Origin of the sequence: Streptomyces sp. NBC_00019 (assembly GCF_045041015.1) — a bacterium.
Lineage (GTDB): Bacteria > Actinomycetota > Actinomycetes > Streptomycetales > Streptomycetaceae > Streptomyces.
The window spans coordinates 3,482,965-3,499,969 of sequence record NZ_CP108302.1 but is presented as its reverse complement, the minus strand read 5'-3'; the positions used below and the strand labels follow the sequence as shown (position 1 = coordinate 3,499,969).

17 protein-coding genes are annotated in these 17,005 nt (G+C 70.8%); 6 read left to right on the top strand and 11 right to left on the bottom strand.

Annotated features, from left to right (window positions below; all coding sequences use genetic code 11):
- The first annotated feature begins 15 nt into the window (after positions 1 to 15).
- On the top strand, positions 16 to 879 hold the full coding sequence (locus OHU89_RS16700) for a hypothetical protein (RefSeq protein WP_405643714.1): 864 nt from the start codon (positions 16 to 18) through the stop codon (positions 877 to 879).
- A 179-nt stretch (positions 880 to 1,058) separates the two neighbouring features.
- Positions 1,059 to 1,856, top strand: coding sequence for an EI24 domain-containing protein (locus OHU89_RS16695; RefSeq protein WP_405643712.1), 798 nt, complete (start codon positions 1,059 to 1,061; stop codon positions 1,854 to 1,856).
- 120 nt (positions 1,857 to 1,976) lie between these two features.
- Here OHU89_RS16695 and OHU89_RS16690 read toward each other — a convergent pair whose 3' ends face one another.
- From OHU89_RS16690 to OHU89_RS16675, 4 genes are all read right to left on the bottom strand, one after another.
- Complete coding sequence (locus OHU89_RS16690; protein WP_405643709.1) at positions 1,977 to 3,221, bottom strand: RNA-guided endonuclease InsQ/TnpB family protein; 1,245 nt, start codon at positions 3,219 to 3,221, stop codon at positions 1,977 to 1,979.
- Between the two features lie 259 nt (positions 3,222 to 3,480).
- Complete coding sequence (locus OHU89_RS16685; protein ID WP_405643706.1) at positions 3,481 to 4,719, bottom strand: pyroglutamyl peptidase; 1,239 nt, start codon at positions 4,717 to 4,719, stop codon at positions 3,481 to 3,483.
- A gap of 99 nt (positions 4,720 to 4,818) precedes the next feature.
- Positions 4,819 to 5,085 carry a hypothetical protein gene (locus tag OHU89_RS16680; RefSeq protein ID WP_405643703.1) on the bottom strand — a complete coding sequence of 89 codons (267 nt, stop codon included), beginning with the start codon at positions 5,083 to 5,085 and terminating at the stop codon, positions 4,819 to 4,821.
- Between the two features lie 48 nt (positions 5,086 to 5,133).
- Positions 5,134 to 6,066, bottom strand: coding sequence for a LysR family transcriptional regulator (locus OHU89_RS16675; protein ID WP_405643701.1), 933 nt, complete (start codon positions 6,064 to 6,066; stop codon positions 5,134 to 5,136).
- A gap of 49 nt (positions 6,067 to 6,115) precedes the next feature.
- Between OHU89_RS16675 and OHU89_RS16670 the strand changes: the two genes are divergently transcribed.
- Complete coding sequence (locus tag OHU89_RS16670) at positions 6,116 to 6,913, top strand: NAD(P)-dependent oxidoreductase (RefSeq protein ID WP_405643698.1); 798 nt, start codon at positions 6,116 to 6,118, stop codon at positions 6,911 to 6,913.
- 21 nt (positions 6,914 to 6,934) lie between these two features.
- Positions 6,935 to 7,354: a RidA family protein gene (locus OHU89_RS16665; RefSeq protein WP_405643695.1), complete on the top strand. Its 420-nt coding sequence runs from the start codon at positions 6,935 to 6,937 to the stop codon at positions 7,352 to 7,354.
- Here the strand turns inward: OHU89_RS16665 and OHU89_RS16660 are convergent.
- A complete protein-coding gene (locus tag OHU89_RS16660) occupies positions 7,308 to 7,907 on the bottom strand; it encodes a TetR/AcrR family transcriptional regulator (RefSeq protein WP_267016016.1) in 600 nt (199 codons plus the stop codon). The genes OHU89_RS16665 and OHU89_RS16660 overlap by 47 nt on opposite strands.
- Before the next feature lie 102 nt (positions 7,908 to 8,009).
- Here OHU89_RS16660 and OHU89_RS16655 point away from each other — a divergent pair, with 102 nt between their 5' ends.
- A complete protein-coding gene (locus OHU89_RS16655) occupies positions 8,010 to 10,514 on the top strand; it encodes a glycoside hydrolase family 3 protein (protein WP_405643692.1) in 2,505 nt (834 codons plus the stop codon).
- Between the two features lie 90 nt (positions 10,515 to 10,604).
- Here OHU89_RS16655 and OHU89_RS16650 read toward each other — a convergent pair whose 3' ends face one another.
- Positions 10,605 to 11,576 (bottom strand): aldose epimerase family protein, encoded by a 972-nt coding sequence (locus OHU89_RS16650; protein WP_405643689.1) that lies wholly within the window; start codon positions 11,574 to 11,576, stop codon positions 10,605 to 10,607.
- Between the two features lie 15 nt (positions 11,577 to 11,591).
- Complete coding sequence (locus OHU89_RS16645; protein WP_405643686.1) at positions 11,592 to 12,494, bottom strand: SGNH/GDSL hydrolase family protein; 903 nt, start codon at positions 12,492 to 12,494, stop codon at positions 11,592 to 11,594.
- 279 nt (positions 12,495 to 12,773) lie between these two features.
- Between OHU89_RS16645 and OHU89_RS16640 the strand changes: the two genes are divergently transcribed.
- Complete coding sequence (locus tag OHU89_RS16640) at positions 12,774 to 13,268, top strand: DUF3145 domain-containing protein (protein WP_361540205.1); 495 nt, start codon at positions 12,774 to 12,776, stop codon at positions 13,266 to 13,268.
- A 66-nt stretch (positions 13,269 to 13,334) separates the two neighbouring features.
- Here the strand turns inward: OHU89_RS16640 and fabF are convergent, their stop codons facing one another.
- The 4 genes from fabF to OHU89_RS16620 form a co-directional block, all read right to left on the bottom strand.
- Positions 13,335 to 14,606, bottom strand: a complete 1,272-nt coding sequence (fabF, locus tag OHU89_RS16635; RefSeq protein WP_405643684.1) for a beta-ketoacyl-ACP synthase II — start codon at positions 14,604 to 14,606, stop codon at positions 13,335 to 13,337.
- A 77-nt stretch (positions 14,607 to 14,683) separates the two neighbouring features.
- Complete coding sequence (locus OHU89_RS16630; RefSeq protein WP_019067091.1) at positions 14,684 to 14,932, bottom strand: acyl carrier protein; 249 nt, start codon at positions 14,930 to 14,932, stop codon at positions 14,684 to 14,686.
- Between the two features lie 81 nt (positions 14,933 to 15,013).
- Positions 15,014 to 16,009: a ketoacyl-ACP synthase III gene (locus OHU89_RS16625; RefSeq protein ID WP_266893038.1), complete on the bottom strand. Its 996-nt coding sequence runs from the start codon at positions 16,007 to 16,009 to the stop codon at positions 15,014 to 15,016.
- Between the two features lie 17 nt (positions 16,010 to 16,026).
- Positions 16,027 to 16,941 carry an ACP S-malonyltransferase gene (locus OHU89_RS16620; RefSeq protein WP_405643680.1) on the bottom strand — a complete coding sequence of 305 codons (915 nt, stop codon included), beginning with the start codon at positions 16,939 to 16,941 and terminating at the stop codon, positions 16,027 to 16,029.
- Positions 16,942 to 17,005: the final 64 nt, after the last annotated feature.

Below are 17,005 nucleotides of genomic sequence, written 5' to 3'. Positions count from 1 at the left end.
CGAGGAGAGCTCCTCATGGCACCGATCCCCCCTCTCCCCAGCAGGGAAGACGTACTGCGCATGGCGCGCAGCACCAGCGACATCACCGGCCAACTCCTGGACACGGCCGGGAACATCACGAAGATCGCGATCAACACCTTCGACCCCAGGGACGGTTCGGGCCAGGAGGTGCTGCGGGTCCTGCGCGAGACGACGGCGGAGCTGGCGGAGGCGAGCGCGTCGCCGCAGGCACAGGAGGCGTTCTACCGGATCGTGGACACCCTGACCCGGCTCGGCACGAGCGGCGCTCCACTGGCCGTCCATCCGGTCAGCGAACCGGCCCAGGCCCTGCTGACGGCGCTGGGCGACAGCCTGCTGCCGGTGCTGGACGCGGTGGAGCCGGCGGTGGAGGAGTTCGCGACCGCGCTGGGCGACCTCGTGGAGGCGATGTCCCCGCTGCTGCCCGCGGCGGCCGGACTGGCGGCGGGCACCCTGCTCGTGTTGACCCCGGTGATCCGTACGGCGGCGGAGATCCTCCGCGACTCCTCCCCCGAACTCCGCCGCATCGCCGACGCGTTGACCGCGGCGCTGGCCCCGCTGATGCCGCTCCAGCTCGCCCTGGCGGAACGCGCGGCCGCCGCCGGCGCGGGCGTGGTCCGCGCCTCCCTCCAGCCCCTCGCCGACCTCACCGAAGCGGCGGCGGCGACCACGAAGGTGGCCCGTCCGGTGCTGATCGCCGGGGAGGAGCTGCTGGTGACGGGCCTCGAACAGCTCCAGCCGGTGTTGCTGGCCGGGGCGTCGCGTGCGGGCCGGGTGGCCCGGGCGGCGGCGGTACGGGTGCAGGCGGCGGTGAGTCCGGCGGATGAGCGGGGGGTTGTGGTGGCGGTGGTGCCGGGGTGATCAGAACGGCGGGTCGGCGGACCACGGGTCGTCGGGGTTCGTCGGCGGGTGTCCCGTGTTCGATGAGCAGCGAGACGATCCGGGCCGGTATCCACCCGTCGGAGGTCCGGGGACGTCGGTCGAGTTCAGCGGCGTCCACGACCGGGAACCCTATCCCCGGCGCCCGATAGAGTTCCCCCATGCGCGATCTTGGGGTGGGCTTCAAGTACCTGCTGAAGGGCCAGCGGTGGGTGGCCCGGCACGGCAAGCAGTACGGCTTCGGGCTGATCCCGGGTCTGATCACCCTCGTTCTCTACGCGGCGGCGCTCGTCTCGCTCGCGGTCTGGGGCGAGGACTTCATCGGCTGGGCCACCCCCTTCGCCGACGACTGGTCCAGCCCCTGGCTCGGCCTCTTCCGCGGTTTCCTCACCGTCGTGCTGTGGGCCCTCGCCCTCCTCCTCGCGGTCCTGACCTTCACCGCGGTCACGCTCCTGATCGGCCAGCCTTTCTACGAGAGCCTCTCGGAGAAGGTCGACCGCGATGTGTCCCCGGACGGCACCGCCCCTGAGTCCGGCCTCCCCCTGTGGCGCGAGCTGTGGATCTCGGGCCGCGACAGCCTGCGGATCTTGGTCCGTGCCCTGCTCTGGGCGGTCCTGCTCTTCGCCCTCGGCTTCATCCCGTTCGTCGGCCAGACCGTCGTCCCGGTGATCGGCTTCTTCGTCACCGGGTTCTTCCTCACCGAGGAACTCGCCGCCGTGGCCCTCCAGCGCCGCGGCGTCGAACTCCGCGACCGGCTCGCCCTGTTCCGCTCCCGCAAGACCCTGATCTGGGGCTTCGGCACCCCCCTCGCCGTGGCGTTCCTGGTGCCGTTCGTCGCGGTGTTCCTGATGCCGGGCGCGGTCGCGGGCGCCACTCTGATGGCCCGCGAACTGCTCGGGGAGGAGACCCGCGAGGACTCCGACGACAATGACAACGACACGGAGGAGATCACCTCTTGACCGAGATAGTCGCCGTCGCCACGTAGGGGTGCCAGCGACTATCAGACACCTTGATGCTGTGCGGTCAGAAGATCCTCAACAAGTTGAATCCTCCCCTCCTGACAGGAAGGGATTTCTGGCTCAGGCGGCCATCCGGCGCGGCGCCCCGGATGGTCTTACGCCCTCGACACCAGCCGGGTTGAGACCAGCCCGGTGGAGCATCACGTGTGCGGAATTCTTGTCCCGAGGACTCGACACTCCGCACTCGGTGCAGGTGTAGGTGCGCATACCCAGCGGCAGTGTGTGCTTGGCTCTCGCTCCGCACTGCGCGCAGTCCATCGTGGTGTGCGCGGGGTGGACCAGGTGCACGATCCTGTCGTGCTTGCGGGCCATCTCGATCAGGGCCCGTTTGGTGGCGCCGATGGCGGCGTCGGCGGCCTTCCTGGCCATGGTGGTTCTGGCGAGGAACTTCGGCTTGAAGTCCTCGACGGCGATCGCATCGTGGTCGCGGACGACGGACTTTGCCCACTTGCGCCCAGCGTCCCGCCGTTGGCGTGCGATCTTCTCGTAGGTCATTGCCCGCAGCCTCTTCGCCTCCCGGTACCCCCGGGAGGCAGGCTGTCCCTTCCTCGATTGACGGCGGGCCATCATCCGGTCGTACCGGGACAGCTTCCCTTGTGCCTTCCGCCCGTGCTGAGCACAGGGGAGATCATGGGCGTCAGATGTGGTGGTGGCGGTCTCCGTTACACCCCAGTCGACGCCGATCACGCGGCCGGTCGCGGGCAACGGCTGGACTTCAGCGGGGACGACGAAACTGGCATACCAGTGCCCGAGGCCATCCTGATACACGCGCACTGATGACGGATCGGCCGGGAGGTCCCGCGACCACACCACCGTCAGTACGATGCCACCTGCCAGATGCAGCCGCCCGTTCTTGAGCCTGAATCCGCGCCGGGTGTAATTCAGTGTCGGGCACGCTTCGCGCTTCTTCTTGTAACGCGGCATTCCGGCCCGCTGCGGCTGCGGCAGCTGGTTCTTGATGTCCTTCTGAGCCTTGGCCCGGGACTTGCCGAAGTCTCGAATGAGTTGCTGCTGCGGGACACTGGAGCCCTCACACAGCCACGGAGTGGACGCTCGGGCGGCGGTCAGCATCAGGTCCAGCTGCGCCGGACCGCAGGTGCGCTTGTCAGTACCCTCGGGACGGTTCTCGTTCCAGGCGTGAACTTGCTTGGACTTGGCCACGCACTCGTTCCACAGCCACCGGCACCGGTCCCACTCCGCCCACAGCGACGTGCGCGCGGTCGAAGACAGACGAAGCCGGAACGTGAACCGGGCGTGCTCCGTCCCCTCGGCCCTCGCCACCACGCCTTGACTCCCTACCCGCATCCCGGTCACTCAGCACTTGCAGGACGACCGTACGTGCGAGATGCACACGCTTGCCCCCCTCTCCCGTCGTGATCACCCTCTCCGGTGACTGCACGTACGTGCGTTCGTCTGCCTGTTGGGTAGGTGACAGTGCGTTCTGGATGGTTGCCATCGGATTGGATTCTCTGTCCTCGCCCGCAACCGAGGCGCGTCCACCCCGGCGTGAGCACAGGGGGCATCCTCGACCAGATGACCGGCTCCATCCTCGCCGGCCTCGGCGTCAGCCTCGCGTTCGCCCCGTCTCACTGACCGCCACGGTCACGATCGACCGCACCTGGGCGATGATGTCCAGCCGGTTCCGCACGAACTCGGGGTCGGTGACCTCGGTGGTGTTACCGGTGGCGAACTGCAGCACGGGCGTGTGCACATGGCCGCCGGGCAGCTCGTCGTGCAGCCCCGACCGGTCGCGCAACAGCGTCGCCCGGTAGGCGATCTCGTTCGACAGGTAGTCACCGCCGCCCCCGGCCCGGGCCGTCGACCCCTCCGTCGGCCCGTCGGCCCGTACGACGGGTTCCGTCCCGCCCGCCGGGATCTCGGTCACGCTCGTGTTGTCGTACACGGGGAAGCGCCCGGTGCTCGCCGCCACGATCGCCTTGTACGGCAAGGTCGTCGTCGTCCACTGCGGCTGCGAGGCCGGATCGGTGACGGGGACGGTCTCCGTCCGGGAGAGGTTCTCGTTGTCCGGGAACCCGCCCCGCCAGGCCCCGTTGGTCCGCTCGATGTCGAACCGCCCGACCCGCCCCTGGCTGACCGTGGTGAAGAGGTCGACCTTCTTCAGATACGGCCGCAACGTCCGCTCCACCGTCCCCTCCGCGAAGTCCCGCCAGCGCACGGGGAACACGGCCGTCTCCACCCGCGCCGGCCCCTGTGCCGTCTCGACCACCGTGCCGTCGAGCGCGAGCGCGGTCGCCCCGGACGGATTGGAGATCCGGATGTCCCGGTCCAGCGTGAACGGATCGAACCCGGTGACGAGGATCCGCTTGATCCCCTTCCCGGACGGATACCGGATGGCGGTCTGCCCCCGCGAGGTCCGCTCCAACTCGCCGAGCAGCGCGGCCCGTTGCCCGTCGCCCAGCCCGAACCCCGGCTCCCAGGTCCGCACCTGCCGCGTCATCCCCAGCCGCGCCCAGTACAACGGCCGGTCGTCGTCCCGGCTCAGATCACCCCCGGCCGGCCCCCGCCCCTGCACCCGGTCGACGGCCCGCTTCCACAGCGCGGATCCTTCGCGTACGACGATCCGGCGGGCCTGCGCATAGGTGCGCGCCGAGCCGAGCTCCCGCGCGAACTCCGGCGCCACGGAGTCGAATCCGGAGCGCCGCAGTATCTCCTGCGGCACGGCCTTGTCGAGCCGCAGTTCCTCGACGGTGGCGGTGCGAGCCGCCTCGGCGGCCTGGGGTATCGCGAGTCCGGCCATCAGGGCGAACCCGATCACACCGACTCGAACGCGTAGGGAATTCAAGGGAGTTCAGCCTTCCGTCGCCGTGGGGAGCGTGGTGGTGCCGACGGCGGCAGTATGCGTGACGGAAGTGGTCTACGCCATGGGGTGTGACGCGGTGGATCAGGAGGGGCTCATGAGCGCCATCAGCGCGAGCACGGGGATCACCTGGAAGGCGGCCGCTCCCCACAGCCGGGCGAGCAGCAGCGCGACGCCGATGGCCGCCACCACCGCGCACGCCGTGCCCAGTTCCGCCATCGGCGGCTCGTACGGCTCCTCGTTCCAGCTCGCCGCCCATCCGGCCCAGCCGGCGGCCCACCATCCGTAGGCCACGACAAGGAAGTCGACCGGAAGAAGCGCCAGTACCGCGACGGTGTTCTTCGCCTTCATGTCGATCATCCTTGTCGAACAGGAGGGCGACCACCTGAGTATCCGTACCTAACCCGGGATACGCCCGGCGGCCTCCCGCAGGGCCCCCACGAACGCCTCCACCGCGGGCGCCGGCACCCGTCCCCGTGCCGTCGCCGCGTACACCGCCCGCGCCGGCGCCCCCTCGTCCAGTACCGGCAGCAGGGCGACGTCCGACCGTACCGACTCCGCCGCCAGCGCCGGGACCAGCGTCACGCCGAGGCCCGCGGCGACGTAGCCCTGCTTGGCGGTCCACTCGGCGACGACGTGTGCGACGCGCGGCCGGAAGCCCTGGCGCAGGGCCGCGTCCAGCAGCGTGCCCTCCGGGCGGGCGCTGCCGGAGATCCAGTCGGCGTCGGCGAGCCGGCCGAGGCGGACCGGACCGCCGTCCGCCAGCGGATGCGCGGCCGGGACGGCGACATACAGGGACTCGTCGAGGAGGTGGTGGAGGACGTACGGCTCCAGCGGTGCGCCGCCCGTCGTGGACACCACCGCCAGGTCCAGATGCCCGGCGGCGAGCCGGTCCAGGAGCCCGGGGGTGAACCCCTCCTCGCGGGAGACCCGGACGCGCGGATGACGGTCGCGGAAGGCACCGAGCGCACGGGGCACCAGCGCCGCGTCGGCCGTGGCGAACGCCCCGAATCGCAGCCGTCCGCCCGCCACTTCGCGCAACGCCGCCAGCTCGCGCCCGGCACCGTGCAGCGCCTCGACGACGGCCTCCGCGTGCGGCACCAGGACCCGGCCCGCCTCGGTGAGCCGTACGCCCCGCGGCAGCCGGTCGAAGAGCGGGGCCCCGCCCAGCGCCGACTCCAGCGAGGAGATCTGACGGGACACCGCGGACTGGGTCCAGCCGAGGGTCCGCGCGGCGACCGTGAAGGAGCCCCGGTGGGCGACTTCCAGGAAGGCGCGCAGCCAGACGGTGGAGAGATCGAGCGACTCATGCGGAGACGGCATGGGGTCCATGCTAGACATTCGCTTGTCGCATCGCAGGGGTGGACATAGCGTCGGCGTCATGGAGCACATCGCATTCCTCGGCCTGGGACACATGGGCGCCCCCATGGCCCGCCGACTCCTCGCCGCAGGCCACCCGTTGACCGTCTGGAACCGCACCGCCGAGAAGGCCGGACCGCTCGTCGCCGAGGGCGCCGGACTCGCCGCCTCCCCGGCCGACGCCGTCCGGGACGCCGACGTCGTCATCACCATGCTCGCCGGCCCCGACGCGCTGGAGGCGGTGGCAGGGGCCGCCGCGGAAGCCCTGCGGCCCGGCGTCCACTGGATCGAGATGTCGACCGTCGGCCCGGGTGCCGTACACCGCCTCGCGGCCCGACTGCCCGAAGGGGTCACCCTCGTCGACGCGCCCGTCATGGGCAGCACCGACAAGGCCGCCTCGGGCGCCCTCGGTATCCTCGCCGGCGGTGACACGGCCGGCGTCGAGCACCTCCTCGCCCACCTCGGCAACGTCACCCGCACCGGGCCCTTCGGCTCCGGCGCCGCCCTCAAGCTCGTCCTCAACTCGGCCGTCATCAGCGGGATCGCGGTGGTCGCCGAAGCCCTGCGGCTCGCCGACGCCCTCGGCCTGGACGGCGACACGGCCCGCACCGCCCTCGCGAGCGGCCCCCTCGCAGGAGTCGTCGCCCGCGCCCACGCCGAGGGCGTGCACTTCGACGTCACGCTCGCGGTGAAGGACCTCGACCTGGCCACGAAGACGGCACAACTGCCCGTCAGCGAGGCCGCGTCGGAGCTCTACCGACGTGTCGCCGAACCCGGCGAGGACATCTCCCGGGCCGCGGCCCGCATCCGCACCGCCTGAACCCGCAGACAAGGGAGCCTCATGAAGGTCACCATCGACAGCCCCGCCTCCGCACCCCAGCCCCTGAGCCCCTACTACTCCCAGGTCGCCCGAGTCGAACAGGCCGACGGCAGCGCCCTGTTGTTCGTCTCCGGACAGATCGCCGAGGGGGAGACCCTCGCCGAGCAGAGCCGAGGCGTCTTCGAGACGATCGACGCCCTGCTGAAGGCCCACGGTGGCACCCTCGCGGACATCATCAACATCCGCACCTACCTCACCGACATCGGCAAGCTGCAGGAATACGGCGCCGTACGACGGGAGTTCCTCACCGGGACCCCGCCCACCAGCATGACCTTCGAGGTGCCGAAGCTGTTCCGGCCGGAGGCGCAGATCGAGGTGGAGGTGGTCGCCGCGGTCAGGCCGGGTTCTCAGGATTCTCGGGGTTCTCGCCCAGCAGCCTGAGGAAGTCCCGGAACGCCCCCGGCATGTCCACCGACTCGGGGTCGAGGAGCCACTGGTACTGCAGCCCGTCCATGACCGCCACCAGCAACGGCGCCGTGCGCTCGGGCGTCAGCCCGTTCGGCAGCCGGTCCCCGTACTCGGCACGCAGCACCGCCGCCATGCTCGCGCGCACCTGCGCATAGCGCTCGGTGAAGTACGCGCGCGCCGGATGCCCGTCCGTCACGCTCTCGCCGAGCAGTGCCGAGAAGGTCTGGATGATGCCGGGCCGCATCGCGTTGTACTCGACGAGCGAGGCGAGCAGGTCGATCCGCCACTGGGTGTCCGGCACCGCGTCCCACTGGTCCCGCTCCTTGAGCACGGCGACCAACAGCGCTTCCTTCGTGGGGAAGTGGTGCAGCAGCCCCTGCTGGGTGAGCCCGACGCGCTCCGCGACGGCGGCGAGGCTCGCCCCGCGGTAGCCGCGCTCGGCGATCACCTCCAGGGCCGCCCGGACGATCTCCGCGCGCCGTTCCTCACTCCTGACCCTGGCGTTCATGGGGTCACCGTACGGCATGACCGTAAGCCAAATATAACGGCCAGATAACGAAACCTACCGGTCTACAGGTAACGGGTGCACGATGGGGAAACGGCACGGACCCGAAACCAGGAGGACCCAATGGCGGGCACCCGCCCCCACGCTCGAATCCCCTCGCGCGGGGGGACCCCCATCGCCACCCCGGCGGACCAGATGCGCGAGGCTGCTGTGGAGGCGGCCCTCGGCAAGCTCGACCTGGACGCGAAGGCCCGGCTGCTGGCCGGCCAGGACATGTGGACGCTGCCCGCCCTGCCCGAGATCGGCCTCGAGTCCCTCGTCATGTCCGACGGGCCGATCGGCGTCCGAGGCGTGCGCTGGACCGCCGACGACCCCTCGATCGCGCTGCCGTCCCCGACCGCGCTCGGCGCCACCTGGGACCCTGAACTCGCCCGCCGCGCCGGTACCTTGCTCGCCCAGGAGGCCCGCCGCAAGGGCGTCCACGTCCTGCTCGCCCCCACCGTCAATCTGCACCGCTCCCCGCTCGGCGGCCGCCACTTCGAGGCCTACAGCGAGGACCCGTACCTCACGGGACTCATCGGCGCGGGCTATGTGAACGGCGTCCAGTCCGGCGGAGTCGGCACCACCGTCAAGCACTTCGTCGCCAACGACGCCGAGACCGACCGCTTCACGGTCAACAACGTCGTCTCCGAACGCGCCCTGCGCGAGCTCTACCTGCGACCCTTCGAGCTCATCGTCGAGAACGCCCGCCCGTGGGGCATCATGACCGCGTACAACCAGGTCAACGGCGTGACGATGACCGAGCACCACCACCTCGTGAACGAGATCGCGCGCGGCGAGTGGGGCTTCGACGGCTACAACGTCTCCGACTGGATGGCCGCCCGCTCCACGAAGGGCGCCATCGAGGGCGGCCTCGACGTCGCCATGCCGGGCCCGCGGACCGTGTACGGCGAGGCCCTCGCCCAGGCCGTGAGGGACGGCGAGGTCGAGGAGGCCAAGGTCGACGAGGCCGTGCGGAACGTGCTCCGGCTCGCCGCCCGCGTGGGCATCCTGGAGAGCGCCGAACCGGTCGTCACCGAGCTCCCGGACACGATCGACGGCGAGGCGCTGGCCCGCGAGATCGCCCGCCGCGCCTTCGTCCTGGTCCGCAACGAGGTACGCGAGGGGAACAGCGCGCTGCCGCTGAAGCAGGGCACCGTGGCGTTGATCGGCGCCGCCGCCCGCGACGCCCGCGTCCTCGGCGGCGGCTCCGCCACCGTCTTCCCGCCCCGGATCGTCTCCCCGCTCGACGGCCTCACCGCCGCCCTCCCCGAGGGCACCCTCACCTACGCCGTCGGCGCCGACCCCAACACCGAACTCGCGGTCGCCGACAAGGGGTTCACCCTGCGCGCCGTCTGCCGCGACATCGACGGCAACGTCATCGGCACCGGCAACGCCCCCAACGGCCAGATCCAGTGGATGGGCAACGACCTCCCCGACGGCGTCACCCACGACACCCTCCACACCATCGAACTGACCGGCACCTTCACCCCGCGCGACAGCGGCACCCACACCTTCGGCATCAAGGGCGTCGGCGCCTTCACCCTCACCGTCGACGGCACGACGTACTACGACGACCTCCAGCTCCCCGCCGACACCAGCGACCCCTTCGAGGCCTTCTTCGGCTCCCCGGCGCCCCACGGCGAGGTCGAACTGACCGCGGGCGAACCGGTCGAGGTCTCCCTCACCTATGTCTTCCAGCTGCCCGAAGGCATCCCGTTCATGGTCATCGCCTTCGCGCTCGCCCACCAGGAGCCGCAGCGCGACGCCGACGAACTGATCGCCGAGGCCGTCGAGGCCGCCCGGAACGCCGACACCGCCGTCGTCGTGGTCGCCACCACCGACCGCGTCGAGTCCGAGGGCTTCGACCGGGGGGACCTCGAACTGCCCGGCCGCCAGGACGACCTCGTCCGTGCCGTCGCCGCCGCCAACCCGAACACCGTGGTCGTCGTCAACTCCGGCTCCCCGGTCGAACTGCCCTGGCGCGACGACGTCGCCGCCGTACTCCTGAGCTGGTTCCCCGGCCAGGAGGGCGGTGCCGCCCTCGCCGACGTCCTCACCGGCGCCCACGAGCCAGGCGGCCGCCTGCCCACCACCTGGGGCTCCCTGGACGCCGCCCCGGTCACCCGGGTGCTCCCCGCCGACGGCGAACTCCCGTACACCGAGGACGTCTTCATCGGCTACCGCGCCTGGACGAAGGAGGGCCGCACCCCCTCGTACCCCTTCGGCCACGGCCTCGGCTACACCGACTGGACCTACGAGTCCGTCCAGGTCGAGGGCACCACGGTCCGCGTCCGCCTCCGCAACTCCGGCGAGCGCACCGGCCGCGAGGTCGTCCAGGTCTACCTCGCCCCCGTCGACGCTCCCGGCCCCGACCGCCCCGAGCGCCTGCTGGCCGGCTTCGCCGGCGTCGAGGCCGGGCCCGGCGAGAGCACCGAGGTCACCGTCGAGATCCCGCGCCGCGCCTTCGAGACATGGACCGGGGGAGAGGGCGCGGAGGGCTCGTGGTCGTTTGTGAAGGGTTCGTACGAGATCCAGATCGGCCGCTCGATCACGGACCGTCGCCTCACCGCCACGATTAACGTCTGATCCGGGAGTAGGACTCCCCATGAGCAGCCCCGGTCCGGGACCTGACACCCGGGCCGGGGCTTGTGGTTTTCCGAGACCCTGAGCGGGGTCTCAGCGCGTGGAGAACGCGTACACCGTCTCCGACCGGAACACCTCGCCCGGCCGCAGCACCGTGCTCGGGAACTCCGGCCGGTTCGGGGAGTCCGGGAAGTGCTGGGTCTCCAGCGCGACACCCTCGCAGGGCACGAAGGGCTCCTCCAGGTGGTCCGCGGTGTACAGCTGCAGGCCCGGCTCGGTGGTGGACACCGTCAGCACCCGCCCGGTGGAGGGGTCGTGCAGCTCGGCGACCTCGGCCGGCGCCCGCGTCACACCCTTGTCGAGCACGAAGTTGTGGTCGTACCCCGAGCCCACCTTCCGGCTCTCCCGGAAGTCGAAGCGCCCGCCGGTCACGTCCTGAAGCACCCCGGTCGGGATCCGGTCCGCGTCGACCGGCGTGAACCGGGAGGCGGCGATCCGCAGTTCATGGCCGCCCGTGTCCCCGGAGCCGGCCAGGTTGAAGTAGCTGTGGTTCGTCAGGGCGAGAACCGTCGGCGCGTCCGTCACCGCCTCGTACGCGATCCGCAGCGCACCGTCCGCGTCCAGCGTGTACGTCGCCGAGAGCTCCAGCCGGCCCGGGAAGCCCTCCTCGCCGTGCGGACTGACCCGGGAGAGCCGGATGCCGTGCTCGACGGGCGCCACGTCCCACACCCGTTTGTCGAAGCCGCGCTCGCCGCCGTGCAGACAGTTCGGCGCGCTGTTGGGCGCCAGCGCGTACGTCACCCCGTCCAGCGGGAAGCGGCCGCCGGCGATCCGGTTCGCGTACCGGCCGATCAGCGCACCGAAGTAGGGCCCGGTGTGCGTGAGATATCCGTCCAGGTCCGCGAACCCCAGCACCACGTTCCCGGCGCCTCCGTCCCGGTCCGGGACCTCGGCGGACTGCACGACCCCGCCGTACGACAGCACCCTGACCCGCACTCCGGCCCGCTCCAGCGTCCAGCGGTGGACCGGGGTGCCGTCGGGAAGTGTGCCGAAGAGTTCGTTCATGTTCAAAACTCTAGGTCACGCCTTCTCCGCCGTGACCTCCCGGTAGGCGATCTCGGCCAGCCTGGCCTGCCCGTTCACACTCGGGTGGAACCAGTCGATATGGCTCAGCTGGTCCGTGCCGAACCGGAACTCGTACACCGCGCCCCCGTCGAAACGGCACCGCTCGTCCTTGGCACAGACCTCCTCCAGGACCTCGTTGTACGCCTCCACCCGGTCCTGCACGGTGTCGCGCCGCTCGGTCGCCGCCGTGTCCACGGCATCCGCGTCGCCCAGCATCGACGGGCATATCCCGAGCTTCCACACCTGCTTGCCCATCGGGTTGGTGCGCCCCTCGGACCACAGCCGCTTCAGGTTCGGCACGCTCGCCACGTACACCTGCGCCTTCGGCGCCGCGTCCCGCAGGGTGCTCATCGCGTCCTCGAACTGTGCCCGGAAGTCGGCCACGGACGTCATCGCCGAGGTGGAGTCCCGGCACGCGTCGTTGGCCCCCGCCATCACCGTCACCAGCCCGGGCCTCTTCGCCGCGGCCTGCGCCATCTGCCCGGCCAGATCGGTCATCCGCGCCCCGCTGACCGCGTAGTTCCAGCTGTTGGAGGCCGCCTTCGCCGACCCCAGCAGCCGTACGGCGAGACTGTCGACCTCGGCGCGACTGCCGGTCGCCCAGGAGGCCTCCGGGCAGTCCTGGAGGAGCGAACAGGCGTCGAAACCGCGGGTGATGGAGTCGCCCACGGCGGCGAGGGAGGACGGGCTGGAGTCCCAGGCGGGCGTCGTCGGACTGGGGGAGGGCTTGGCTCTCTGCGCCTCGGTGCCGGACGGCGCCGACTCGCTGCCGCCGACGGCGTCACAGCCGGCGGCGCCCACGACGGCCGCCGTCACGACGGCGAGAACGGCACGCGAGCGGTGGCTTCGCTTCCGCATCCCTTTGGTGATCCCCTCGGTCGACATGCAATCCCCTGCGAACTTCGTCCCCCTCCATACCAACGCACGGGAGTTCCCGACCTTCACCAGCCGTCGCCGTGCAACGGCTCACACCCCTACTAGCGTCCTGCTGGGTGAATGGCGGGCGTTTCGGGGCACCGGGACCGACGGTACGTCACACTCCTTGCGCCGCCGCACGGTAGCCTCGCCATCAACGTGGCTGCCGCCACCACCGTTCCGTCCATTCGCACAATGGTCCCGCTCTGCCCGGAGGTCCCGGTGACGACACGTGGAGTTCTGTACGTGCACTCCGCGCCGCGCGCGCTGTGCCCACACGTCGAGTGGGCCGTCGCCGGGGTGCTCGGCACGCGCGTCAACCTCGACTGGATCCGGCAGCCGGCGGCCCCTGGCACCTGGCGCTCGGAGTTCTCCTGGAAGGGCGAGGTGGGCACCGCGTCGAAGCTGGCGTCGGCCCTGCGCGGCTGGCACCTGTTGCGCTTCGAGGTGACGGCCGAGCCCTGTCCCACCGCCGAGGGCGAGCGCTACAGCTGCACCCCCGACCTCGGCATCTACCACGCGGTGACGGGCATCCACGGCGACATCCTGATCCCCGAGGACCGCCTGAGAGCGGCACTGGCCCGCTCCCAGGGCGGCGAGACCAACCTGGAAGCGGAGATCGCCAAGCTCCTGGGCAAGCCGTGGGACGACGAACTGGAGCCGTTCAGATACGCGGGTGAGGGCGCCCCGGTGCGCTGGCTGCACCAGGTCGTCTAGGAATCCAGGCATGCCGAAGGGCCCCCACCGACCGGTGGGGGCCCTTCAGTTGCGTACAGAGGTCTCTCAGACCGTACGGAACGCCAGCACCACGTTGTGACCGCCGAACCCGAACGAGTCGTTGAGCGCGGCGATACGGCCTTCGACGGGCAGCTTGCGCGCCTCACCGCGGACGATGTCGGCGTTGGCCTCCGCCTCCGGGTCGAGGTTCTCGACGTTGATGGTCGGCGGGGCGAGACGGTTGTACAGGGCGAGGATCGTCGCCACGGACTCCACACCACCGGCGCCACCCAGCAGGTGACCCGTCATGGACTTCGTGGCGGACACCGCGAAGTGGTCGGCCTCGTCGCCGAACACCTTGCGCAGCGCCTTCAGCTCGGCCACGTCACCGGCCGGAGTCGAGGTGGCGTGCGCGTTGACGTGCACGATCTCCGCCGGGTTCAGGTCGGAGTTGGCGAGCAGGTTCTGCAGGGCCTGGGCGATACCGCGACCCTCCGGCTCGGGCTGCACGATGTCGTGGCCGTCGGCGGAGATGCCCTGGCCGACCGCCTCGGCGTACACGCGCGCACCGCGCCGGGCGGCGTGCTCCGCGGACTCCAGGACGATCACGCCGGCGCCCTCGCCGAGGACGAAGCCGTCGCGCGCGGTGTCGTAGGGACGCGAGGCGCCCTGCGGGTCGTCGTTGTTCTTGGACATCGCCATCATGTTGCCGAACGCGGCGATCGGCAGCGGGTGGATCGCCGCCTCCGTGCCACCCGCGATGACGACGTCGGCGCGGCCGGTGCGGATCATCTCGATGGCGTAGCCGATGGCCTCGGCGCCCGAGGCGCACGCGGAGACCGGGGTGTGCACACCGGCGCGGGCCCCCACGAGGAGACCCACGTTGGCGGACGGGCCGTTCGGCATGAGCATGGGGACGGTGTGCGGGGAGACGCGGCGGACGCCCTTCTCCTTCAGCACGTCGTACTGGTCGAGCAGCGTCGTGACGCCGCCGATGCCGGAGGCGATGACCGCACCGAGGCGGTCGGCGTCGACGGCGGTGTCCTCACCGGCCTTGCCGGTGAAGCCCGCGTCGGCCCACGCCTCCTGGGCGGCGATCAGCGCGAACTGCGCCGACCGGTCCAGGCGCCGGGCCTGCGGCCGCGGGATGACCTCGGTCGGCTCCACGGCGACGGGAGCCGCGATACGGACGGCCTGGTCGGCCGCCCACTCCTGCTCCAGGGGCTTCACGCCGGACTTGCCGGCGACCAGACCCTCCCAGGTAGAGGCTGCGTCGCCACCCAGCGGTGTGGTTGCGCCGATACCGGTGACGACCACGGTGCGATTGGTCGGGCTCACGGGAAATCTTTCTCCAACGATTACGAGGATTCAGCGGCGCCACCGCCGGGTGGCGGGGCAATGGACTGATCCGGGGATCAGCCCTGGTTCTTCAGGATGTAGTCGGTGGCGTCGCCGACCGTCTTGAGGTTCTTGACGTCCTCGTCCGGGATCTTGACGTCGAAGCGCTCTTCGGCGGCGACGACGACCTCGACCATGGACAGCGAGTCGACGTCCAGGTCGTCGGTGAAGGACTTGTCCAGCTGGACGTCCTCGACCGGGATGCCGGCGATCTCGTTGACGATGTCGGCGAGACCGGCGACGATCTCTTCCTGAGTGGCGGCCATTTGAGGCGCTCCTTCGTTGTTGTCCAGAGGGTTTGGCAGTGCGTTCCGAACCGGACCTGTTACTGACCCGGCACGGAGTGCCTAGGGGAGGGTAACGACAGTCGCGGCGTAGACGAGACCCGCCCCGAAGCCGATGACGAGCGCGGTGTCGCCGCTCTTCGCCTCGCCGGTCGCCAGGAGCCGCTCCATCGCGAGCGGGATCGAGGCGGCCGAGGTGTTGCCGGTGGTGCGTACGTCACGCGCGACCGTGACGGTCTCCGGCAGCTTGAGTGTCTTCACCATCGAGTCGATGATCCGCTCGTTGGCCTGGTGCGGAATGAAGACGTCCAGTTCGTCCGCGGTGATGCCGGCGACGTCCAGCGCCTCCTTGGCGACCTTCGCCATCTCGAAGACGGCCCAGCGGAACACCGCCTGGCCCTCCTGCGTGATGGCGGGGAACTTGCCCGTGCTGTCGTACTCGGTCCACGCCACGGTCTGCTTGATCGTGTCGGACTTGTCGCCCTCGGAGCCCCACACGGTCGGGCCGATGGCCGGCTCCTGGGAGGGGCCCACGACGACCGCGCCGGCACCGTCACCGAACAGGAAGGCCGTGGCCCGGTCCTCCAGGTCGGTCAGGTCGGACAGCCGCTCGACACCGATGACCAGGACGTACTCCGCCGAGCCCTCGACGACCATGCCCTTGGCGAGGGTCAGGCCGTAGCCGAAGCCCGCGCAGCCGGCCGAGATGTCGAAGGCGGCCGCCTTGTCCGTGCCGAGCTTGTGGGCGATCTCGGTGGCGACGGCCGGAGTCTGCTTGAAGTGCGAGACGGTCGAGACGATCACGCCACCGATCTGCTCGGCGGTGATCCCGGCGTCGGCGATCGCCTTGCCGGACGCCTCGATCGACATCGCGGCGACGGTCTCCTCGTCGCTCGCCCAGTGCCGGGTCTCGATGCCGGAGCGCGAGCGGATCCACTCGTCGGACGAGTCGATCGTCTCGAGGATCACCTCGTTCGGCACGACCCTCGTCGGGCGGTAGCCACCGACACCGAGGATGCGCGCGTACGGGGCGCCCTTGCTGGGCTTGATCTTCGACATTGCTCTCTGGCTCCTTTTCAGGCGCTGTGCTCTGCGATGAGCTCGCGAGCAGCGTCGAGGTCGGCGGGGGACTTGAGTGCCAGCGTCTTCACGCCGGGCAGCGCGCGCTTGGCGAGACCGGTGAGCGTACCGCCGGGGCACACCTCGATCAGGGCCGTGACACCGAGCTCCTTGAAGGTCTCCATGCACAGGTCCCAGCGGACCGGGTTGGCGACCTGGCCGACCAGACGCGCAAGGACCTCGGCGCCGGTGGCGACCGTCTGCCCGTCCTTGTTCGAGACGTAGGGGAGCTTCGGGTCGGCGGGCGTGAGGGCCTCGGCGGCCTTCGCCAGCGCGTCGACCGCGGGGCTCATGTGGTGCGTGTGGAAGGCGCCGGCCACCTTCAGCGGGACGACCTTGCGGACGCCCTCGGGCTTGTCCTCGTTCAGCGCGGCGAGCTGCTCCATGGTGCCGGCGGCCACGATCTGGCCGGCGCCGTTCACGTTCGCCGGAGTCAGACCCAGCTTCTCCAGGTGCGCGACGCTCACCTCGGGGTCGCCGCCGAGCAGCGCCGACATCCCGGTCTCGGTGATCGCGGCGGCCTCGGCCATGGCCAGACCGCGCTTGCGTACGAGGGTCAGCGCGGCGGTGTCGTCGAGGACACCGGCGAAGGAGGCGGCGGTGAACTCACCGACGCTGTGGCCCGCGACGGCGCCCGGGGTCACGGCACCGAGTGCCGAGGCGGACAGGATTCCGGCGGCGACCAGCAGCGGCTGGGCCACCGAGGTGTCACGGATCTCGTCCGCGTCGGCCTGGGTGCCGTAGTGGGCGAGGTCCAGGCCGATGGCGTCCGACCACGCGGCGACGCGGTCGGCGGCACCGGGGAGTTCGAGCCAGGGGGTCAGGAAGCCGGGCGTCTGGGCGCCCTGGCCGGGAGCGACGAGTACGAGCACTCTCACACTCTCTCTTGTGGACGGGCACGGCCGCCCGTGGGGACAGGGACGAAGAACACGAGGG